The organism is Mesorhizobium sp. WSM4976, from assembly GCF_029625685.1.
In the GTDB taxonomy this organism is placed as follows: Bacteria; Pseudomonadota; Alphaproteobacteria; order Rhizobiales; family Rhizobiaceae; genus Mesorhizobium.
Genome location: NZ_JARTVT010000041.1, coordinates 13,847 through 35,050, shown reverse-complemented (window position 1 = coordinate 35,050; position 21,204 = coordinate 13,847). Strand labels below are relative to the sequence as shown.

The window sequence follows — 21,204 nt, the reverse complement described above, 5'->3', positions numbered from 1 at the left end:
TTACTCCGCATCCGGCGGCACGACACCCTTGCGGAAGGCAAAGCAGCCATAGAAGCGGCGCTCCCCGGTCTGGATCACGCAATAGGCCTTCTTGGAGCGCTCATAGAAAGCGTAGCGCTCGATCGAGATCATCGGCCAGGGCTTACCCTCGGCGGCGTCGATCTCCTTCTGCACCTCCTTCTGCACAGGCGGTATCTCGTTCGGCTTGCCGACGATCTCCATGCGCGCCGCCGCATCGTTGACGAACGTATCTAGCGGATAGAGTGACAGCACCGCCTTCACCACGTCGGCCGCCGGCGCATCGATGCGCAAGAGCTTGCCGAGCACGGTCTGCCGCGCCACCGAATCCGACGGAAAGTTTGTGTCGGCGATGATCAGGTCGTCGCCATGACCCATCGCCCGCAGCGCCTGGAGCACATCGGCGTTGAGCAGCGGATTGATCCCTTTGAGCATGGTTTCCTCTTGAAGGGTTGATGCGATCAGAGACGCCTGCCGGTTTCGGCGTCGAAGAGATGGACCTGGTCGAGCCGCGGCTTGAGCTTGAGCGCGTCGCCCGGCTTGAAGTCGTGGCGCTCGCGAAACAGCGCCACCATCTCGCCCTCGCCGAAGCGCACGAACACCAAGGTTTCCGAGCCGGTCGGCTCGACCACCGAGACAGTGGATGCGACGCCGTCCGGGTGGATTTCCAGATGTTCCGGCCTCACCCCGTAGACGACGGCCTGGCCATCCTCAGCAACGGTCCCTGCCGGCATCGGGAACGCTGTGCCGGCGATCTCAACGAGCGGCTTTTCGCCCTTCCTCACGGTGCCCTTGAGCAGGTTCATCGCCGGCGAGCCGATAAAGCCGGCGACAAACAGATTGGCGGGCCGGTCGAACAGTTCCAGCGGCGCGCCTACCTGCTCGATGCGGCCGTCGCGCATCACCACGATCTTGTCGGCCATGGTCATGGCCTCGATCTGGTCGTGGGTGACGTAGATCGTGGTGGTCTTCAGCCGCTGGTGCAATTCCTTGATCTCGGTGCGCATCTGCACGCGCAGCTTGGCGTCGAGGTTAGAAAGCGGCTCGTCGAACAGAAAAACCTGCGGATTGCGCACGATGGCGCGGCCCATGGCGACGCGCTGGCGCTGCCCGCCGGAAAGCTGACGCGGGTAGCGCTTGAGATAGGGAGCGAGGTCGAGGATGTCGGCGGCGCGCTTGACGCGCTCGGCGACGACGGCTGGATCGGTGCCCCGCAGCTTCAGCGCGAAGGCCATGTTCTGCTCCACCGTCTTATGCGGATAGAGCGCGTAATTCTGGAACACCATGGCGATGTCGCGCTTCGCCGGCGGCAGGTTGTTCACGACGCGGTCGCCGATCGAGATCGTGCCGCCGGAAACCGTCTCCAGCCCGGCCACCATCCTGAGCAGCGTGGACTTGCCGCATCCTGAAGGGCCGACCAGAACGACGAACTGCCCGTCGGCAATATCGACGCTGACCTCATGCAGGACCTTGACGGTTCCGAACGCCTTGGCCACACTGCTGATCGCGACTTGAGCCATCGTCTCCCCTTTATCTTTTGTGGTGAAGCTAGCCATTGCCAACGGCAACGGCAAGTCGGTATCTTATAGATAAAAAGCCAATCTTGTTGACAAGGTAATCGATTACGCGAATAGTGGCGAGTGCCAATCCGACAGCCGGTCTTTATCCCGGAAATCGGAACTCCAGGCGACGCAGGGTGGGGCCCCACGTCCCCCTATGGTATAGGAGAACCGCAGACGTTTCGACGTCCGAGAGATTGGCAAAATCAATTCACGACTGAAGTTCTGGGAGGAACCTGAAGATGAGAGTCGATCTGTATGAAAAACTGATGCGCGCCGGCGCGAGCCGCCGCGATGTGCTGAAGGGTGCCGCCAGTATGGCGGCAGTCGCGGCCGCGTCCGGCGCCGGGCTCGGCGCGCTGACGAAACCGGCCGCAGCCGACGATGGTCTGCGCGCGAAGATCCTGCAGATTCCGGGCGTCGGCAAAGGCCAGCCGACTGATGCCGACTTCCAGAAGGTCGGCGAGCTTTGCCTTGGCGGAACCAAGTCCAACGTCAAGGAAGGTGAGTTCGCCGGTGTCGAGCTCAAATTCATGGGCCTCAACAACCAGAACCTGCACAACGTGCTGTTCCGCGGCTTCCTGAAGCCGTGGGAGGCTTATACCGGCGCCAAGATCAGCTGGATCGACCTTGCGCAGGCCGATTACAACGCCCGCCTGCAACAATCGATCGCCACCGGTACCGTCGACTTCGACATCGCTGAGATGGGCGCGCCTTTCGAGGGCGATGTCTGCGGCAAGGGGCTCACTTCGGAAATGCCGGACTGGGTCAAGAAGCAGATCGACATAGACGACCTGGTCAACTACCTGAAGCCGCCGGTTGGCACCTGGAACGGCAAGCAGTATCGCGTGACGATCGATGGCGATACGCATAACTTCAACTATCGCACCGACGTGTTCGCCGATGCCGACCTCGCCAAGCAGTGGAAGGACAGCGGTGGCGCCGGCGAATGGGGCGTGCCGAAGACCTGGCAGCAGGTCCAGGCCGTGACCAAGTTCCTCAAGGGCAAGAAGTTCAAGGGCCAGGACGTCTACGGCTATCTCGATGCGCCCAAGCCATGGGGCGGTTTCGGCTTCTACTTCCTTGGCAGCCGCGCGACCGCGTATGCCAAGCACCCGGACGACAAGGCCTGGCTGTTCGACGCCGACACGATGAAGCCGCGCATCAACAATCCGGCCTGGGTGCGTGCAATCCAGGACGTCATCGACGCCCTGCCCTCCGAGCCCGCCGACCAGATCAACGCGGATCCGAACACCACTGGTTTCCAGCAGTTCCTGGCCGGAACAGGTTCAATGATCCCCTGGTGGGGTGACATCGGCTCCAACGCCAAAACCAACGATTCCTCTGTGATTGGCGACCTTTGCGGCTTTGACATCCTGCCGGGCTCGGACGACGTTTACAATTCCAAGACCGGGAAATGGGAAAAGCTGCCGAGCGGTCCTAATTTTGCACCCAACCTCGCCTATCTCGGCTGGGGCATCTATGTCATGGCCCGCGTCGATAGCGATCCGAAAAAACAGAAAGCCGCCTGGAGCGCCGCGGCGCATCTTGGTGGCAAGGATCTGGCAATCTGGACGGCCATGTATCCGTCTGGCTTCCAGTGCTACCGCAACAGCCAGCACAACATCGACGAATGGGTGGCGGCCGGGTACGACAAGGCATTCATCACGAACTACCTTGACTCCCAGTTCAACTCCTACAACCATCCGAATGGTGCAATTGAGCCGCGCATCCCCGGCATCTTCCAGTACTACTCCGCCGCCGAGGACATCCTGGCCAACACCTTCGCCGGCAAGATGAAGGCGCAGGAAGGTGCTGACGCAATCGCGGCGGCCTGGGAAAAGCTGACGGACCAGATCGGCCGCGAAAACCAGATCAAGCTCTACAAAGCCTCGCTCGGCATGTAGGCTGACCTATGAGACGTCCGCGGCCCGATGGCACATCGTCATCGGGCCGCATCTTTACCGGCCCAGCCGGTTTGATGCGCTAAGAGGCAAGAGTGGCTGAGCAGACTTCGACCGCGAACGCGTGGCCGGCGAATCCGGCCGACCTGATCCCGCAAGGACGAAAGCGCCTCGGATGGGGCCTGCTGGCCATTGCAACGCTTTTCCTGCTGGCGATCATCGTCGTTCAGATCCTCTACAAGACTGAGATGTCCACGGTCGGTTTCGACACCTGGCGCCCCGTGGTCTACGCCTACATCCTGTGGGGCGCGGCACTCGGCGCCTGGCAGGTGCTAACGCGCGGCGAGGACGGGCAGCGCGCGCTGTTCCTTTTGCCGGCGCTGCTCTTCACCATCGCCATGGTGATCTTCCCGACACTGTTCGGCTTTTACATCGCGCTCACCGACTGGAACCTCAGTTCGTTTACAGGCCGCAGGTTCAACGGCCTCGACAATTTCTGGCAGATGCTGGCCGACCCCTACTACCGCAACGCGCTGTTCAACATGGTGCTCTATGTGCTTGCGGTGCTGGTCGAATACGTCATCGCCTTCGGTCTGGCGCTGCTGCTCAACGCGCAGATACGGGCCCGCAAATTCTTCCGCGTCGTCTTCCTGCTGCCGCTCATGCTGTCGCCGGTCGCCGTGTCCTGGATGGTCGGCAAATCGCTGATGGAGTACCGGTTCGGACCGGCCGCGACGCTGGCGCGCTATCTCGGCTGGGACAATCCCGCCTTTTTCTCCGATCCCATCACCGCCCGCATCTCGATCATGATGCTCGACGCCTGGACCTTCATCCCGTTCATGATGATCATGCTGCTTGCCGGCCTGCAGGCGATGTCGCGCGAGGTGCTGGAGGCCGCCCGTGTCGACGGCGCGAACGCATGGCAAACCTTCTGGCAGGTCACCTTTCCTCTGATGCTGCCGGTGTCCGTGACGGCGGTGATCCTGCGCATCATCTTCAAGCTGAAGCTCGCCGACATCATCATCACGCTCACCTCCGGCGGCCCCGGCGGCGCCACCGATTCCGTGTCGAGCTTCATCTATCGCGAATATCGTGACCGCTCGAATGTCGGCTACGGCACCATGCTGGCCATGGCCTATCTGATCATCATCGTCGTCTTTGTGACCTGGCTGCTGAAAGTCGCCAGTCGCTTCGTGCGCAACGTCAACTGAGCGGCATCATGAGCGTCCAGACCACCGACTACACCGTTTCCGAAATCCGCTCGCCGGCGGCTTTCATCACCAGCCGCGTCTTCATCTATGGCGCGCTTGCCTTCTGGGCATTCGTGTGCCTGTTTCCGATCTACTGGACGATCACCACCTCGTTCAAATCGGCGGTCGACGTCACGCAGGGCCATCTCATTCCCTTCGTCGACTTCACACCGGACTGGAAGGGCTGGCGCTCGCTCGGCCTATCGCCGGATTCGATCTTCCAGACCTCGACCGTCCGCGACGAGTTCCTCAAGCGCTTCATGAACTCGGTTATCACCTCGGTAGGCGCATCGGCTCTCGCCATCATCATCGGCAGCCTCGCCGCCTATGGCCTTGTCCGTTACCGCTACAAATTCGCCTGGTTCAGGAACGAGGACATCTCATTCTTCTTCCTGTCGCAGTTGATCCTGCCGCCGGTCGTGCTGGCGCTCCCCTTCCTGGTGCTCTACCGTGAGGTTGCGCTCCTCGACACCCGCATCGGGCTGGTGCTCCTCTACACGCTGATGGTGCTGCCGATCGTGATCTGGATCATGCGCGACCAGTTCAACTCCATTCCCGTCGAATTGGAGGAAGCGGCGTTGGTCGACGGGCTGTCGATCTGGGGAGCCTTCTTCCGCATCGTCATGCCGATAGCCCTGCCCGGCATGGTCGCCGCTTTCATCCTGGCGATGGTGCTGTGCTGGAACGAGTATTTCTTCGCCGCGCTTCTGACGTCGACCGACGCCAAGACAATCCCCGTCATGGTCGCGAGCCAGACCGGCTCGCAAGGCATCAACTGGTGGTCGATGGCAGCCCTGGCCACCGCCGCGATCGCGCCCCTCGCCATCATCGGCATCGCGCTCGAGCGGTACCTGATCATGGGCATGACGGCCGGCTCGGTGAAGTAGCTGGACCTCTCCTTCCCCCTTGTGGGGGAAGGAACCGCGCCTATCGCATCAGGATCGATCGCAGATGATCAAGGATCATCGCAACACCGATCTTGCCGAGGCCCGCCGATGCCTCGGCTGCGTCTTTCGTGTACCAGCCGGTGTTGTCGGCGAAATGCTTCTCGTCCACAGCCTCGGGACATAGCGCCAGCATCAGCGAGGTTTCGCCTTTGCCGGCGTGATCGAACGGATATTTGCCGTTCATCGCGGCCGGCATCAGCGGATGCACCTGCACCCAGTTGAAGACATTCTCGCCCTGTGCATGGCCGGCATAGTAATCGGCCATGCTGTTCGACCCCCACCAACCCTCGCCACGTTCCATTTCCAGAAAGCGGAAGATCGCCTGGCGGCCGGCGGTCTTGAAGGCGAGGTCGGTCGGCATGCCGGCCACGAAATTCTCGGTCTGGTGGTGGATGATGGCGTGGATGTTGCGGAAGCCGATGCGCAGCAGGCCGTAGAACAATTCCTCGGCGAAAGGCGAAAGCACCCGACCGCCGACCTGCACCGAGCCGCTGCCTTCCGGCGGAGCCACCGCATAGCTTGCCGCGCCGTAATAGAAGGGAGGCAGGATGACGAGGTCCCCCTCCTTCTCGATCAGTTCCACCGTCTTGATGACCGCCAGCGTATCCATGCCGACCGCCATGTGCTCGCCATGATATTCGACCACGCCGAGCGGCAGCACGACCGGCCAGTTCTCCTCGATCGCCTTGCGGATCTGGTGAGGCAGCATCAACTCGTAGCGCATTCCCTACTCCATATTGGTGTGCCTGGCGCGCATCGCTTCCGGCGTCGCATTGGTCAGCGCCTGGAGCTTCAGCACCATGATCTCGAACAAAAGGAACAGCGCGCCTTCGAACAGCGAGCCCATGGGCAGGACCGAGCTTCTTGCCGCGCCCTGGTCACTCGCCATGGTCTGGGCGGGAACGACCAGGATGAAATCGGCGAGTTTCGCCGCGCTGCCTGCCGGTTCGGCCGTCAAGAGCAGCACCGTCGCGCCGGCATCGCGCGCAACCCGCATCAAGGTCAGCACCGTGGTGGTCTCGCCCGGCCCCGAACTCGCCAGGAACACGTCGCCCTGCCCCAGCGGCGGCGTGGTCATGTCGCCGACCACCGAGACCGGCAGGCCGAGATGGTAGAGCCGCATGGCGAAGCCCTTCACCTGCAGCGCCTCGCGGCCGCAGCCGTAGACGGCGACCCTGCCCGCGCCGGCCAGCATTTGGCAGGCGGCGTCGATCCTGGCTTCATCCGTGCGCGCCAGCACCGCGCCAAGTTCGTCCAGCGCGGTCGCGAACATGCCTGATCCGGCTTCGGTCATGACGGCTCACCCTGTCTGCGCGATATAGCGAGTCCCTATCGGCTTGCGGCACGCTCCCGCGAAAGGCTTGTTTTTGTTCATGCTACCATTGCGAAAATCGCTGTCCAACGAGCCTCGGCACTTTTGCTGGGCCACCAGCGTGATAGTGTCATGTCAGACAAATCACTCCAGGACACGGTCAAACATGAAGACACGGCACTTCGACCGCATCGGCAATGGCGGCATCACCTTCACCGAGCTCGGCTTCGGCACCGCGCCGCTCGGCAATCTCTACCGCGCCATCTCTGACGAGGACGCCTCTGCCACCCTGGAAGCGGCATGGGCGGCTGGATGCCGCTATTTCGACACCGCGCCGCTGTACGGCCTTGGCCTGTCGGAAACCCGCCTCAACCCCTTCCTGCGCGGCAGGAAGCGTGACGACTATGTGCTGTCGAGCAAGGTCGGCCGCCTCATGCGCGTCGCCCCGCCGGACCAGCGCACCGGCATCGGCAAGTTCTTCGAGACGCCGTCGCGCAGGGAAGTCTACGACTACTCCTATGACGGCGTCATGCGCTCCTTCGAGGCCTCCCTGGAGCGCCTTGGCGTCGACCGCATCGACATCCTCTTCGTGCACGACGTCGACATCTTCACCCATGGCAGCAAGGAAGCCTCGGATGCCCGCATCGAGGAGTTCATGTCGTCCGGCTATTACGGGCTGCTTTCGCTGCGCGACCAAGGGGTGATCAAGGCCTTCGGGGGCGGCATCAATGAGTGGCAGGTCGCCCAGACGCTCGCCGAGCGTGGCGACTTCGATTTGTTCCTGCTCGCCGGCCGCTACACGCTGCTCGAACAGGAAGCGCTGCAGTCCTTCCTGCCGCTTTGCCAGAAGCGCGGCATCGGCATCGTGCTGGGCGGCCCCTACAATTCCGGCGTGCTTGCGACCGGGCCGAAGCCTGGCGCCTTCTACAATTATAGCGAGGCGCCGAAGGAGATCCTTGATCGCGTGGCGCGTATCGAGGCCGTCTGCAAGCGCCACAATGTGCGCCTGATCGAAGCGGCGCTGCAATTCCCGCTGCAGCACCCTTCGGTGATGTCGGTGATCCCAGGCGGCCAGCGGCCTGCCGAAGTTGAAAGCAACCGGGCGCTGCTCGACACCAAAATACCGGCGGCGCTGTGGGCGGATTTGAAACAGGAAGGCCTGATGCGTGCCGACGCGCCGACGGCCTGAACCGGCTGCCTATCGACTGAAAAAAGAAAAGCCGGGCAAGCCCGGCTTTTCTGCACTTAAAGAAAAAGGTCTTAGTTGACCGCGTCTTTGAGGCCCTTGCCGGCCGAGAATTTCGGCACGGTGCGCGCCGGAATCTTCACTTCGGCGCCGGTCTGCGGATTGCGGCCGGTCGAAGCAGCGCGTTTTGACACGGTGAAATTTCCGAAGCCGACAAGCCGGACATCGCCGCCCTTCTTCAGTTCGCCTGTGATCACGGAGAACACCGCATCGACGGCGGACTGCGCATCAGCCTTCGAAATGCTTGCGGCATCGGCGACAGCGGACACCAGTTCGTTCTTGTTCATCAAAATTCCCTTCCATGAGAAAACCGGAACTTACGACTCATCCGGCAGGAAACGGACTTTAGAAAGAAGCGTTCAGGAACCCAAGCCGAAAACCGCGGAATTCCGGGCTTTTTTCCATTTTTTCATGGCTTTTTCACATGAAAAAGCCGGGCTCACGGCCCGGCTCTCTCATTGTGCGTTGCACTAACAACTTTTGTTAGTGCGCCAGCGACTTTCCGGCATCGTCGCCGCTGTCAACCGGAGCCGGCGCATTGACCGGCTCGACCCACTCGATCGGCTCCGGCATCCGGGTGAGCGCGTGCGCGAGCACCTCGCCGACCCGCGAGACTGGAACGATCTCCATGCCGTTCTTCACATTGTCCGGAATGTCCGCCAGATCCTTGACGTTCTCTTCCGGGATCAGGACCTTCTTGATGCCGCCTCGCAAAGCCGCGAGCAGCTTCTCCTTCAGGCCCCCGATCGGCAGGATGCGGCCACGCAGCGTGATCTCGCCGGTCATCGCCACATCGGCCCGGACCGGGATACCCGTCAGCACCGACACGATGGCCGTGGCCATAGCGGCACCGGCGGACGGGCCGTCCTTCGGGGTCGCGCCCTCCGGCAAGTGGACGTGGATGTCGCGCTTGTCGAACAGCGGCGGCTCGATGCCGAAATCGATGGCGCGCGAGCGGACATAGGAAGCAGCCGCCGAGATCGATTCCTTCATCACGTCGCGCAAGTTGCCGGTCACCGTCATGCGGCCCTTGCCGGGCATCATGACGCCTTCGATCGTCAGCAGCTCGCCGCCGACTTCCGTCCAGGCAAGACCCGTGACCACGCCGACCTGATCGTCGGCCTCGACCTGGCCGAAGCGGAAGCGCGGCACGCCAAGATAATCGGCGAGGTTTTCCGCCGTGATCTTCACCGTCTTCTTCTTCGTCCGCAGGATCTCGGTCACCGCCTTGCGCCCGAGCTTCATCAGCTCGCGCTCAAGGCTTCGCACGCCGGCTTCCCGCGTATAGGTCTGGATGATGCCGCGGATCGCGTCCTCGCCGACCGAGAATTCGTTCGGCTGCAGGGCATGGTCACGGATCACCTTGGGCATCAGGTGGCGCTTGGCGATCTCGATCTTCTCGTCCTCGGTGTAACCGGCGATACGGATGATCTCCATGCGGTCCATCAAGGGCGCAGGGATGTTCAGCGTGTTCGCCGTGGTCACGAACATCACGCTCGACAGGTCGTATTCGACCTCGAGGTAATGGTCCATGAACGTCGAGTTCTGCTCCGGATCGAGCACCTCGAGCAGGGCCGATGACGGATCGCCGCGGAAGTCCTGGCCCATCTTGTCGATCTCGTCGAGCAGGAAGAGCGGGTTGGACTTCTTGGCCTTCTTCATCGACTGGATGACCTTGCCGGGCATCGAGCCGATATAGGTCCGCCTGTGACCGCGGATCTCGGCCTCGTCACGCACGCCGCCGAGCGCCATGCGGATGAACTCGCGGCCGGTCGCCTTGGCGATCGACTTGCCGAGCGAGGTCTTGCCGACGCCGGGCGGTCCGACGAGGCACAGGATGGGCCCCTTCAGCTTCTTTTGCCGGCTCTGCACTGCAAGATACTCGACGATGCGCTCCTTGACTTTGTCGAGGCCGAAATGGTCGGCATCGAGCACGTCCTGCGCATAGTTCAGGTCCTGCTTGACCTTGGAGTTCTTGCCCCACGGGATCGACAGCAGCCAGTCGAGATAGTTGCGCACCACCGTCGATTCAGCCGACATCGGCGACATCGAGCGCAGCTTCTTCAATTCGGCTTCCGCCTTCTCGCGGGCCTCCTTGGAGAGCTTGGTCTTCTTGATGCGCGCCTCGATCTCGGCGGCCTCATCGCGGCCGTCCTCACCCTCGCCGAGCTCCTTCTGGATCGCCTTCATCTGCTCGTTGAGGTAGTATTCGCGCTGTGTCTTCTCCATCTGGCGCTTGACGCGCGAGCGGATGCGCTTCTCCACCTGGAGCACGGAGATTTCGGCTTCCATGAAGCCCATCGCCTTCTCCAGACGCTCCTTCACAGAGAGCGTGGCGAGCATCTCCTGCTTCTCGGGGATCTTGATGGCGAGATGCGAGGCAACCGTGTCGGCGAGCTTGGAATAGTCGTCGATCTGGCTGGCGGCACCCACCACTTCGGGCGAGATCTTCTTGTTCAGCTTGACGTAGTTCTCGAAGTCGGTGACGACCGAGCGGGCAAGCGCCTCGATCTCGACCTCTTCCTCTTCCGGCTCGGCGAGCGCGGTGGCGCGGGCCTCATGGAAATCGGCGCGGTCGGTGAACGAGACGATCTTGGCGCGCGAGGCGCCCTCGACCAGCACCTTCACGGTTCCGTCGGGAAGCTTCAAGAGCTGCAGCACATTGGCGAGCGTGCCGATGTCGAAGATCGCATCGGGCTCAGGATCGTCGTCGGCTGCATTCATCTGGGTGGCAAGCAGGATCTGCTTCTCCTGACCCATCACCTCTTCCAGCGCCTTGATCGACTTTTCACGGCCCACGAAGAGCGGAACGATCATATGCGGGAACACGACGATATCGCGCAGTGGGAGGACTGCGAAAACGCCGTCGCCGGAAGCCTTGGATATCTTGGCCATTGTCCAACCTTTCATGTCGCGGCCGCTTATTTTAGCCAACCGCGAATCTCATATTAACGACCGAGTGTCGTTCCGCCTACCACCGTTTGTGACGGGAGTTTTACAGCACAGAATTCGGCGCCTCGGCCTTCTGCTGTTAGGTGGATGCAGCCGGGGCAAAGATCAAGGGTTAACACGGTCGCTCGACCCGTTCCATCGCATATCCCTGCCCCGTTGACAGCAAAACGGCGCCACGCGGGCGCCGTTCCATGAAAATGACGGGTCAAGTGCCATTTCAGGCGCTGACATTGCCCTTCTTTTCCTTCTGCTCGGAATAGATGTAGAGCGGTCGCGCGTTACCGGACACCACCTCTTCCGAAATCACCACTTCGCGCACGCCCTCCAGCGCTGGCAGCTCGAACATCGTGTCGAGCAGGATCGCTTCCATGATGGAGCGCAGGCCACGTGCGCCGGTCTTGCGCTCGATGGCGCGCTTGGCGATCGCCGACAGCGCATTCTCATGGAACGTCAGGTCGACATTCTCCATCTCGAACAGCCGCTGATACTGCTTGACCAGCGCGTTCTTCGGCTCGGTCAGGATCTGGATCAGCGCCGGCTCGTCGAGGTCTTCAAGCGTCGCCAGAACCGGCAAACGGCCCACGAATTCCGGGATCAGGCCGAATTTCAACAGATCCTCCGGCTCGACCTGGCGGAACAGGTCGCCCGTGCGCCTATCCTCTGGCGAGGCCACCGTGGCGCCGAAGCCGATCGAGGTCTTGCGGCCTCGATCCGAGATGATCTTGTCGAGGCCCGCGAAGGCGCCGCCGCAGATGAACAGGATGTTGGCAGTGTCGACCTGCAGGAATTCCTGCTGCGGATGCTTGCGGCCGCCCTGTGGCGGCACCGAAGCGACCGTGCCTTCCATGATCTTCAAGAGCGCCTGCTGCACGCCCTCGCCCGACACGTCTCGGGTGATCGACGGATTGTCCGACTTGCGCGAGATCTTGTCGATTTCGTCGATATAGACGATGCCACGCTGGGCGCGCTCGACATTGTAGTCGGCCGACTGCAGCAGCTTCAGAATGATGTTTTCGACGTCCTCGCCGACGTAACCGGCTTCGGTGAGCGTCGTGGCGTCGGCCATGGTGAAGGGCACGTCGATGATGCGGGCAAGCGTCTGCGCCAGCAGCGTCTTGCCGCAGCCGGTCGGGCCGATCAGCAGGATGTTGGACTTCGCCAACTCGACGTCATTGTTCTTGCCGGCATGCGCGAGGCGCTTGTAATGGTTGTGCACCGCCACCGACAGCACGCGCTTGGCGTAGGGCTGGCCGATGACATAGTCGTCGAGGACCTTGAGGATCTCCTGCGGTGTCGGCACGCCCTCGCGCGACTTCACCATCGAGGTCTTGTTCTCCTCACGGATGATGTCCATGCAGAGCTCGACGCACTCGTCGCAGATGAAGACCGTCGGTCCGGCGATCAGCTTGCGGACTTCGTGCTGGCTCTTGCCGCAAAACGAGCAGTAAAGCGTGTTCTTTGAATCACCACCGCCGTTGCTGACCTTGCTCATTTTTCTGTCCTTTCACCAACGCCCGCCGGTGGTCTGGCTTGAGTGACGTCTCACCAATCTATCGCGGGAATCCGCCACCGCCAGTGTCCCTGCTCACACAGCGCATTCCGTACGAAACACGAAATCAGAAAACGCGGCAATGATTCGCAGCAACCCCATGCAAAGCTAAGCCGTCGAAAATCAACATAGCCTTAACGTAGGCAATCCCAACGCCTCAGGGAACAGCCAAATGTGGCCGAAATGCCGCAAGCCGCGCCAAAAGCGCGTTATGCTGCCATTTGCCGTCGATTGTCAGGCTGAAGCCGTGGCTGTCTCGGCGGCCTCGCGGCTCGATATGACCTTGTCGATCAGACCGAAATCCCGGGCTTCGTCCGCGGTCATGAAATGGTCGCGGTCGAGCGTCCGCTCGATCTCCTCGTAGCTCTTGCCGGTATGCTTGACATAGACCTCGTTCAAGCGGCGCTTCAGCTTGATGATGTCTTGCGCATGACGTTCGATGTCCGACGCCTGACCCTGGAAGCCGCCTGACGGCTGATGGACCATGATACGGGCGTTGGGCGTGGCGAAACGCATGTCCTTGTGGCCGGCGGTTAGAAGCAGCGACCCCATCGAGGCTGCCTGGCCAATGCAAAGCGTCGACACTGCCGGCTTGATGAACTGCATGGTGTCGTAAATCGCCATGCCCGAGGTGACGACGCCGCCAGGCGAATTGATGTAGAGGTTGATTTCCTTCTTGGGGTTCTCCGCCTCGAGGAACAAAAGCTGTGCACAAACCAGCGTCGCCATCCCGTCCTCGACCGGGCCGGTGATGAAGATGATGCGTTCCTTCAACAGGCGCGAGAAAATGTCATAGGCGCGCTCGCCGCGATTGGTCTGCTCGACCACCATCGGAACGAGGTTCATGTAGGTTTCAACGGGGTTCTTCATGGACTACCCTTGTTGGAGATAGATTTCCGGCACCTTGATATACGAGCAACGGCGCGGAATCGTTCTGGATCGGTTATGACCTAAATAGGATGCCGGCTCACCCTAGCGCAAGGCCGCCTCTCCTAGCCATCTGGTTAAGTCGAGTAAAGCGCGGCAGCCTCAGGAAACACGGCCGATTTGATCGGCGCGACGGCTTCGGTCGTGGTTGGCCGCATGAAGGCATCCGTGAGGTAGCAATTTCTTAACCGCGCCGCTTAACGAAAAGCCTCGAAATCACTGCCGGCTCCCGGACCTTCCGCTACAGTCCTGCGTTGTGAAGGCGTCCTTTCCAACGGGGAATGTCATGATCCGCAAACACTCCGCATCGCTGGCAGCGGTCGCGATGCTTGCCAGCGTCTCAGGAACCGCCGCCGGCGGCCGCGCGCTCGAATGCTATGAGCCGATCCATAGGCCGGCACTTTACGACACCGTCTACGAAGATGTGATGCTAAGCCCCGGCGGACAGGTGGTCGATTACGACGCGCCGATCTTCGGCACCTATCAAAGCGTGGACCAGATCGGGCCGGCGCGCGTCACCTATGAGACCGCGCCGGCTGTCACGCGCACGCTCTACCATACGGTCAAGGTCGATAATGGCGGCTATGCCTGGGAGTGGCGCGTCATCCATGGCCGCAAGGTGCTGTGCAAGGTATGGCGCAAGGCCCGCTATGCGCGTGTGGCCGAAACGGTCCTAATCCAGCCGGAGCGCGTCCGGCGCGTCGTTCAGCCGGCGGAATATGAAGCGGTTGCGCATGAAGTGCTGGTGCGGCCGCAGCAAGTCCGCATCCGGGAAATCCCGCCTTCATACGGGACAGTGGCGCGTCGGGTGGTGGTGCGGGATGGTTCTACCAGCTGGCGGCGGGTGCATATCCCGCGGCATTGCCAGAATTAGGCGGTACTCGCCTGCGGGTTGCAGTCGGCCGGGCCGCGTAGCCGCGTACCGACCGTGCCTATTGCTGGCTTAGCCCAGATCGATGTCGAGAATGGCCATCGAGAAATTATAGTCGCCATCGTCCTCGTCCTTAAAGACGATGCCGAGGAACTCGTCGCCGACATAGACCTCGGCCGAGTCTTCCTTGCGCGGCCGCGCCTTGACCTGCAGCTTGGGGTTCTGGAAGACGCGCTTGAAATAGGCGTCCAGCTTTCTGATCTCGTCAGGCTTCAAAAGTCATCTCCGAAATGTCGGCTTTGTTCGTGGGAACGCGCTTCTGACACGCCAACAATGGCCATGTAAAGGCAAGCCGGCAGGATAACATGGAAGAAGCCGAGCAGAACGGCGACCCGTTCGGCCGCCTCCGGCAAGCGTCGGTCAAATATCGAAGCTGACCACGTGGTCCATGCTCTGCGACGGCAGGAGCTGGTCCATCTGCCGCGAAGGCTGGTCGCAGCCGGTCTCGCCGACGACGCGCGCCGGCACGCCGGCGACCGTCTTATTGTGCGGCACGGGCGAAAGCACCACCGAGCCGGCCGCGATTTTCGAACAATGGCCGATCTCGATATTGCCGAGGATCTTGGCGCCGGCGCCGATCAGCACGCCGCGGCGGATCTTCGGGTGGCGGTCGCCATTGGCCTTGCCGGTACCGCCCAGCGTCACCCCATGCAGGATCGACACGTCATCCTCGATGACGGCCGTCTGGCCGACGACTAGGCCCGTGGCGTGGTCGAGGAAGATGCCCTTGCCGATGCGGGCGGCCGGATTGATGTCGGTCTGGAACACGGAGGACGAGCGGCTCTGCAGATAGAGCGCGAAATCCCTGCGGCCCTGGTTCCACAGCCAATGCGCCAGCCGATGCGTCTGGATGGCGTGAAAACCCTTGAAATAGAGAACCGGCATGATGAAGCGGTCGCAAGCCGGGTCGCGATCATAATAGGCCTGGATGTCGACGCGAACCGTGGTGCTCCACTCCGGGTCGTCGTCCAGCATCGCCTTGAAGGTCTGGCGGATGAGATCGGACCCGATGTCCTGATGCGCCAGGCGCTCGGCCAGCCGGTGGATCACCGCTTCTTCCAGGCTCTCCTGGTTGAGGATGGTGGAATAGAGGAAGGCTGCAAGCAACGGATCGCGGTTCACCGCCTCCATCGCTTCGTCGCGGATCGACCGCCAGATCGGGTCGACCGGCTGCACCATGCTGGGGCGGGCAATCGTAATGCTGTTCATCGACGCTCTCCGGCCTTGCTCATTCTCCGGCGGCACATATAGGTCAAATCATAGCACGGTTGAACTCAATTTTCCTTAGTGCTTTGTCAAATGGACCTGGTTCACGCAGATTCAAGCGACGATGGAAAACGAACCCTTGATCGACGAGACGCTGAAAAGCGAGCTTGAGGCGCTCTACCAAGCTGCGGATCGCCACTACCACGGCTTGGCTCACATCAAGGCGATGCTGGCGCTGGCAACCGAATACCGGCAACTTCTCGATGATCCGGAGGCTGTCGAAGCCGCGATCTGGTTCCACGATGCAATCTATGACAGCCGCGCCAAGGACAATGAGGCAAAAAGCGCCCAACTGGCGGAGAAAAAGCTCGCCGGGCGCGTTGATCCACGTCGCCTCGCCCGCATAGCGGCAATGATCAACGCCACCGCCACCCACCAGTTGCCTTTGCGCGACGAGGAGACACTCAACGATGCCGCTCTTCTGCTCGACATGGATCTGGCGATCCTCGGCGCCGAACCGGCGGTGTTCGATGCCTACGAGAAAGCGGTCCGGTTGGAATATGGCTGGGTAGAGGAGCCGATGTGGCGCGCCGGCCGCGCGGACGTCCTGAAAAGCTTCCTCGCCCGGGCGCACATTTTCTATACGACAAAGTTCCGGGATCGGTTCGAGGCCCAGGCCAGGGAAAATCTCGGCCGTTCCCTGCAAGGCCTGCAAGACCAATCCTGATAGGCCCATACTCCGCCGGGCTTTGCCTCTATGTCCAAATGCAAGGCCCTGCGATCACTGTCGAACGTGAACCACTCCGGGATGGCCCCAGCATGGAAAACAGCTTCCACCAACCCGTCGACGCGGCGCAAGTGCCGCGCTTTGCCGGGCTTTCCACCTTCATGCGCCTTCCGGCAGTGCCGAGCGCGAAGAGGCTGGACATCGCCCTTGTCGGCATTCCCTGGGACGGCGGCACGACCAACCGGGCCGGCGCCCGCCACGGTCCCCGCGAAATCAGGAACCAGTCGAGCCTCATGCGCCGCGTCCACCATGTCTCGGGAACCGAGCCGTTCAGCATTGCCAATATTGCCGATGTCGGCGATCTGTCGGTCAACCCGATCAACCTGCTCGACGGGTTGAAGCGCATCGAGGACGGCATCGCCGCGATCGTTGCCGAAGGCGCCGTGCCGCTGGCCGCCGGCGGCGATCATCTGACCACGCTGCCGGTGCTGCGCGCCGTGGCCAGCAAGGCGCCGGTCGGCATGGTTCACTTCGATGCGCATTCCGATACCAACGATCGCTATTTCGGCGACAACCCCTACACCCACGGAACGCCCTTCCGGCGCGCGATCGAGGAAGGGCTGCTCGACCCCAGGCGTGTGGTCCAGATCGGGATCAGAGGCTCGATTTATGAACCAGGCGAGCACGATTGGGCGACGGCCCAGGGCGTGCGCGTCATCTATATGGAAGAATTCATCCGGCGTGGCGCCGCTTCCGTCATGCAGGAAGCGCGCGATCTGGTTGGTGACAGCCCGACCTATGTAACGTTCGACATCGATTGCATCGATCCATCCATGGCCCCCGGCACCGGCACGCCCGAGCTCGGCGGCTTCACGACGCGCGAGGCGCAGGAGATGCTTCGATTGCTGGACGGATTGAACTTCGCCGGCGCCGATGTCGTGGAGGTCGCGCCTCCCTTTGACGTTGGCGGCATGACAGCACTGGCCGGCGCGACGATGATGTTCGAGCTGCTGTGCGTCATGGCGAGGTCTCTCGCCGACAAAAGAGCGCGTGGCTAATCCGGAAAAGTCACCATCCGCCGCGCATAAGCCCTGAATCCGGCGCGTTCATAGACCGGTTGAGCGGCCGGTTGATCATAACCATCGGTGTGAAGCCAAAGCCTTTGCGGCCGATGCGACCACGCCGCGCAACCCGGTCGAGCATGAACGGCCCCAGCCGCTTGCCTTGAAAAGCCGGAACCAAGCCGAAATGAACGAGCTCGATGGCTGCCTTCCCGACGCCGTTGAATGCGCAGAAGCCCCTGGCCTCGCCATCGACGCGCAGCACATGGATATGCGTCGCGGCGTCGGCGAGCACCGCTTCGAGTTCCACCCCGGCACGCGCAGACGCGCTGATCCCATTGCACCGGTCCGCCGACCGCGCGGTAGAGATCGATATAGTCGGATGGATCGAGCCTTTCGCGTGCCACGACTGCGCCGAGGAGAGGCAGCGCAAGCGGCGCGCCCTGCAGCCACGCCAGCATCACATATAGGTGACGAGAAGATCGACCATTTGTGCCGAGGAGCGCGTCGCGCTCAGAGCGGGTTTTCGGCGTAGAATTCGAGCACCCGCTGTTTGAAGCTCTTGTCGCCGACGGCGAGCATGTGGTCGCGGCCTTCGATGTGGAATGCCTTTGCATTGGGCATCAACGCGGCGAGCTCGTCCGGCGAGCCGCCAATATCGTCCTTCGTGCCGACGGCGATCAGCGTTGGCTGGGCGATGCGGGCCATGTCGTCCTCGCTGAGCAGCTCGCGCGACTTTACGATACACGCCGCGAGCGCGCGGCGGTCGCTGCGCGTCTGATCGGCGAAAGCGCGGAAGGAACGGCCGCGCGGATGCGTGGTCCGGGAAGGATCTTCCGCCAGCAGGGCGGCCGCGATCGGATCCCAGTCGCCAACGCCATCGACCATGCCGATGCCCAGGCCGCCGAACACCAGCGTGGCGACCTTCTCCGGATCGGAGAGCGCAAGGAAAGCCGAAACGCGCGCGCCCATCGAATAGCCCATTACATGCGCGCGCTCGATGCCGAGATGATCGAGCAGCGAGGCCGCGTCCGACGCCATCTTTTCCGGCGTGTAATCGGCCTCGTCATAGCTCTTCGACGATGAGCCATGGCCGCGATGATCGAAAGCGATCGCCCGGTAGCCGGCGTCGTTCAGCGTCTTGAACCAGCCCGGCGAGACCCAGTTGACATAGTGGCTGGAAGCAAAGCCGTGGATCATCAGCACCGGGTCGCCCTGCCCCGAGGCCGGCTGGCGATCGAGATAAGCGAGCTCGAAACCGTCATGCGAAAAGAAATCCATCGGCGGAACCGTGTCTCAGTTGGAACTGGAGCCGATAACCGGATGGCGCAAGAGGTCGCCTTCCTTGATGCCGTCCTTGGCGGCGGTGCCTGCCTTCAATTCAAGCACGAAGCGCACGGGCTGCCCGGGCGAGATGATCGCTTCGGATTCGGGCTCGCCGTGCTTGATTGCTTTGATCCTGCCATCCTCACCGATGAAGATGAGGTCGAGCGCCATCGGCGTGTTCTTCATCCAGAAATCGACCTCGTCCGTTCTTTCGAAGACGAACAACATGCCGTGATCGTCGGCCATTGTCCGGCGGAACATCAGGCCCGCCTCCCGCTCCGCGGAGGTGTCGGCGATCTCGATGGAGAAGGAACGCTCGCCCGAGCCGGTCGCCACCACCAGCGGCGTCCGGTCGATGGGCAGCAGCATCGCATCCGCCGAACTCGGCTTCGCGGCCATGAAACAGGCGGCGAAAACGATCGCGGCGCAGAGCGCGCCCGCAGTCAGCCAATTGCGATGAGCCATGGGGTACCTCGTCCAGAAGCTCGTCCTAAACCATGATCCGCGGAAGTGGAACCGGTTTCGGACAAGATGGTCACGTCGCCGCAAAGCGCTTCTCGACCGCGTCGAGAAGCCCTTAATGCGAGACCGACAAGGTTCCCATATCGGGGTGGATTTCGGCGGCCATAAGGCCTTTGTCGCCGCGTCCGAAGCGGACGAGAACAACCTGTCCGGGCCGGAGCTCGGTTATGCCGTAGCGTCGCAAGGTTTCCATATGGACGAAGATATCTTCGGTTCCCTCGCCCCGCGTCAGGAAGCCGAAACCCTTGGTGCGGTTGAACCACTTGACCAGTGCCCGCTCGAGGCCGCTCTCCGGGCTGACGGTAACGTGGGTGCGCTGTTCCTGCTCTGCCGGGTGCACCGCCGTCGAGGCATCCATCGATAGGACGCGGAAAGCCTGCAGCCCGCGCTCGCCCTGCTTCACCAGGCAGACGACCCGCGCGCCTTCGAGTGCGGTCTGGAAGCCGTCCTTTCGAAGACAAGTCACATGGAGGAGGATGTCACCCGAGACGCCGTCGTCCGGAAGGATAAAGCCGTAGCCCTTGGCTACGTCGAACCATTTGATAGCGCCGGCGATTTCGACAAGCTCGGCGGAGTCGCCGCCATTGTCCCGTCTCAAGGCGTCGTCAAGGCTTCCGTCCCGCCTCGTAAAAGAGGCCTTTTCCCCCATAAGAATGCCCCCTTTTTCAAACTGAACTGCAACTGATTCTTGCCAAGAGATTAACACTGCGGCTTCCGGGGTGTGCAAGGGCTGACGTGCCTTTTTTCACCGTTCACCACCGGAAAGGCTGAAATGTGGTTTGGCGGCGCATCCCGAAGCGAACGGCGAGGCCCCAAAACCGACCCTGCCGCTGCAATTGTCGAACGATTGCCCTTTTGCCGGGCGGCTCCTATGGTGCCTGCAACCCCAACAGCCCGAGGAAGCCGCCATGCGCTATCTGCACACAATGGTCCGCGTCGCCGATATCGACCAATCGCTCGATTTCTACTGCAACAAGCTCGGCCTGAAGGAGGTGCGCCGCTACGAGAACGAGCAGGGCCGCTACACGCTGATCTTCCTCGCAGCTCCGGAAGACGAGCAGAGCGGCATCAATGAGAAGGCGCCGCTGGTCGAGCTGACCTACAACTGGGACCCGGAAGATTACAAGGGCGGCCGCAATTTCGGCCACCTCGCCTATGAAGTCGACGACATCTACGCCACCTGCCAGAAGCTGATGGACAGCGGCGTGACCATCAACCGCCCGCCGCGCGACGGCAACATGGCCTTCATCCGCTCACCGGACGGCATCTCGATCGAGCTCCTGCAGAAAGGTCCGGCCAAGGCAAAGGCCGAACCGTGGGCCTCGATGCCGAACACGGGCGTCTGGTAAAGGCCGGCGATCCCGCGCCGATTTGACCGGCAGCCGCTGGCGTTCCCCCAGATGCCGCCTATCTACCAGGAGTTGGCGCCAGCCTTATCCAGGCTGGCGTTTCTTCATTCGCCAGGAGAATTTCATGCCGACCAGCCGCGCCGATGTCGCTACCGAACATGCCAGCCGCTATCTGCAGCAGCTTTGCAAGCACTGGTCACACAAATTCCCGGTCGAGTTCGACCCACGGCACGGCGCCATCCAGCTTTCGATCGGCCGCACCGTGATGGACGCCGATGATCAGGCGCTGCATATCGCTTTGGCCGCCGACGATGAAGCTTCGCTGGACCGGTTGGAGGCAGCGGTCGCAGACCATATCAAGCGCTTCGCCTTCCGCGAGGAATTGACCTTCGATTGGCAGAAGGCCGCCTGACAATCG

The 21,204-nt window shown here is 61.9% G+C and carries 23 protein-coding genes; 9 read left to right on the top strand and 14 right to left on the bottom strand.

Annotation, left to right across the window (positions count from 1 at the left end; genetic code table 11):
* On the bottom strand, positions 1–453 hold the full coding sequence (locus P9272_RS32910; protein ID WP_095818505.1) for an RbsD/FucU family protein: 453 nt from the start codon (positions 451–453) through the stop codon (positions 1–3).
* Between the two features lie 26 nt (positions 454–479).
* Positions 480–1,538 (bottom strand): sn-glycerol-3-phosphate ABC transporter ATP-binding protein UgpC, encoded by a 1,059-nt coding sequence (ugpC, locus tag P9272_RS32905; RefSeq protein ID WP_278164215.1) that lies wholly within the window; start codon positions 1,536–1,538, stop codon positions 480–482.
* A gap of 281 nt (positions 1,539–1,819) precedes the next feature.
* Here ugpC and P9272_RS32900 point away from each other — a divergent pair, with 281 nt between their 5' ends.
* The 3 genes from P9272_RS32900 (at position 1,820) to P9272_RS32890 (ending at position 5,618) form a co-directional block, all read left to right on the top strand.
* The gene (locus P9272_RS32900) at positions 1,820–3,484 is read left to right on the top strand and encodes a sugar ABC transporter substrate-binding protein (RefSeq protein WP_128257296.1); all 1,665 of its coding nucleotides are present in this window, start codon (positions 1,820–1,822) and stop codon (positions 3,482–3,484) included.
* Between the two features lie 92 nt (positions 3,485–3,576).
* Positions 3,577–4,692, top strand: a complete 1,116-nt coding sequence (locus P9272_RS32895) for a sugar ABC transporter permease (RefSeq protein WP_128257297.1) — start codon at positions 3,577–3,579, stop codon at positions 4,690–4,692.
* Between the two features lie 8 nt (positions 4,693–4,700).
* Positions 4,701–5,618 carry a carbohydrate ABC transporter permease gene (locus tag P9272_RS32890; protein ID WP_128257298.1) on the top strand — a complete coding sequence of 306 codons (918 nt, stop codon included), beginning with the start codon at positions 4,701–4,703 and terminating at the stop codon, positions 5,616–5,618.
* A 40-nt stretch (positions 5,619–5,658) separates the two neighbouring features.
* On the opposite strand, the gene P9272_RS32885 is transcribed toward P9272_RS32890, so the two are convergent.
* A complete protein-coding gene (locus P9272_RS32885) occupies positions 5,659–6,402 on the bottom strand; it encodes a creatininase family protein (protein WP_278164211.1) in 744 nt (247 codons plus the stop codon).
* Between the two features lie 3 nt (positions 6,403–6,405).
* On the bottom strand, positions 6,406–6,972 hold the full coding sequence (locus tag P9272_RS32880; protein WP_278164209.1) for an SIS domain-containing protein: 567 nt from the start codon (positions 6,970–6,972) through the stop codon (positions 6,406–6,408).
* A gap of 184 nt (positions 6,973–7,156) precedes the next feature.
* Between P9272_RS32880 and P9272_RS32875 the strand changes: the two genes are divergently transcribed.
* Positions 7,157–8,179, top strand: a complete 1,023-nt coding sequence (locus P9272_RS32875; RefSeq protein WP_128257301.1) for an aldo/keto reductase — start codon at positions 7,157–7,159, stop codon at positions 8,177–8,179.
* Positions 8,180–8,250: 71 nt separating this feature from the next.
* On the opposite strand, the gene hupB is transcribed toward P9272_RS32875, so the two are convergent.
* The 4 genes from hupB to clpP form a co-directional block, all read right to left on the bottom strand.
* Entirely contained in the window at positions 8,251–8,523 is a 273-nt protein-coding gene (gene hupB / locus P9272_RS32870) for a DNA-binding protein HupB (RefSeq protein ID WP_040969493.1), read from the bottom strand.
* Positions 8,524–8,719: 196 nt separating this feature from the next.
* Positions 8,720–11,131 (bottom strand): endopeptidase La, encoded by a 2,412-nt coding sequence (gene lon, locus P9272_RS32865; RefSeq protein WP_278164207.1) that lies wholly within the window; start codon positions 11,129–11,131, stop codon positions 8,720–8,722.
* Between the two features lie 274 nt (positions 11,132–11,405).
* The gene (gene clpX, locus P9272_RS32860; RefSeq protein ID WP_040981372.1) at positions 11,406–12,680 is read right to left on the bottom strand and encodes an ATP-dependent Clp protease ATP-binding subunit ClpX; all 1,275 of its coding nucleotides are present in this window, start codon (positions 12,678–12,680) and stop codon (positions 11,406–11,408) included.
* Positions 12,681–12,971: 291 nt separating this feature from the next.
* Positions 12,972–13,607, bottom strand: coding sequence for an ATP-dependent Clp endopeptidase proteolytic subunit ClpP (clpP, locus tag P9272_RS32855; RefSeq protein WP_126082438.1), 636 nt, complete (start codon positions 13,605–13,607; stop codon positions 12,972–12,974).
* A gap of 343 nt (positions 13,608–13,950) precedes the next feature.
* Here clpP and P9272_RS32850 point away from each other — a divergent pair, with 343 nt between their 5' ends.
* The gene (locus P9272_RS32850; RefSeq protein WP_278164203.1) at positions 13,951–14,538 is read left to right on the top strand and encodes a hypothetical protein; all 588 of its coding nucleotides are present in this window, start codon (positions 13,951–13,953) and stop codon (positions 14,536–14,538) included.
* Positions 14,539–14,607: 69 nt separating this feature from the next.
* Here P9272_RS32850 and P9272_RS32845 read toward each other — a convergent pair whose 3' ends face one another.
* Positions 14,608–14,811: a DUF3126 family protein gene (locus tag P9272_RS32845; protein WP_042644432.1), complete on the bottom strand. Its 204-nt coding sequence runs from the start codon at positions 14,809–14,811 to the stop codon at positions 14,608–14,610.
* Between the two features lie 144 nt (positions 14,812–14,955).
* Positions 14,956–15,804, bottom strand: coding sequence for a serine O-acetyltransferase (gene cysE / locus P9272_RS32840; protein ID WP_112127681.1), 849 nt, complete (start codon positions 15,802–15,804; stop codon positions 14,956–14,958).
* A 121-nt stretch (positions 15,805–15,925) separates the two neighbouring features.
* Between cysE and P9272_RS32835 the strand changes: the two genes are divergently transcribed.
* A complete protein-coding gene (locus tag P9272_RS32835) occupies positions 15,926–16,528 on the top strand; it encodes a hypothetical protein (protein ID WP_278164196.1) in 603 nt (200 codons plus the stop codon).
* Between the two features lie 92 nt (positions 16,529–16,620).
* Positions 16,621–17,586, top strand: a complete 966-nt coding sequence (gene speB / locus P9272_RS32830; protein ID WP_278164194.1) for an agmatinase — start codon at positions 16,621–16,623, stop codon at positions 17,584–17,586.
* 10 nt (positions 17,587–17,596) lie between these two features.
* On the opposite strand, the gene P9272_RS32825 is transcribed toward speB, so the two are convergent.
* The 4 genes from P9272_RS32825 to P9272_RS32810 all read right to left on the bottom strand — a co-directional run bounded on the left by P9272_RS32825 (position 17,597) and on the right by P9272_RS32810 (position 20,086).
* On the bottom strand, positions 17,597–17,899 hold the full coding sequence (locus tag P9272_RS32825) for a hypothetical protein (protein WP_278164192.1): 303 nt from the start codon (positions 17,897–17,899) through the stop codon (positions 17,597–17,599).
* Positions 17,900–18,102: 203 nt separating this feature from the next.
* On the bottom strand, positions 18,103–18,870 hold the full coding sequence (locus tag P9272_RS32820; RefSeq protein ID WP_278164190.1) for an alpha/beta hydrolase: 768 nt from the start codon (positions 18,868–18,870) through the stop codon (positions 18,103–18,105).
* A gap of 15 nt (positions 18,871–18,885) precedes the next feature.
* Positions 18,886–19,380 (bottom strand): DUF192 domain-containing protein, encoded by a 495-nt coding sequence (locus P9272_RS32815; RefSeq protein WP_278164188.1) that lies wholly within the window; start codon positions 19,378–19,380, stop codon positions 18,886–18,888.
* 112 nt (positions 19,381–19,492) lie between these two features.
* Positions 19,493–20,086, bottom strand: a complete 594-nt coding sequence (locus P9272_RS32810) for a cold-shock protein (RefSeq protein ID WP_278164226.1) — start codon at positions 20,084–20,086, stop codon at positions 19,493–19,495.
* 259 nt (positions 20,087–20,345) lie between these two features.
* Between P9272_RS32810 and gloA the strand changes: the two genes are divergently transcribed.
* Both gloA and P9272_RS32800 read left to right on the top strand, forming a co-directional pair.
* Positions 20,346–20,786: a lactoylglutathione lyase gene (gene gloA, locus P9272_RS32805; protein WP_128257308.1), complete on the top strand. Its 441-nt coding sequence runs from the start codon at positions 20,346–20,348 to the stop codon at positions 20,784–20,786.
* 124 nt (positions 20,787–20,910) lie between these two features.
* On the top strand, positions 20,911–21,198 hold the full coding sequence (locus P9272_RS32800; protein ID WP_128257309.1) for a DUF2218 domain-containing protein: 288 nt from the start codon (positions 20,911–20,913) through the stop codon (positions 21,196–21,198).
* The last annotated feature ends 6 nt before the right edge of the window (positions 21,199–21,204 follow it).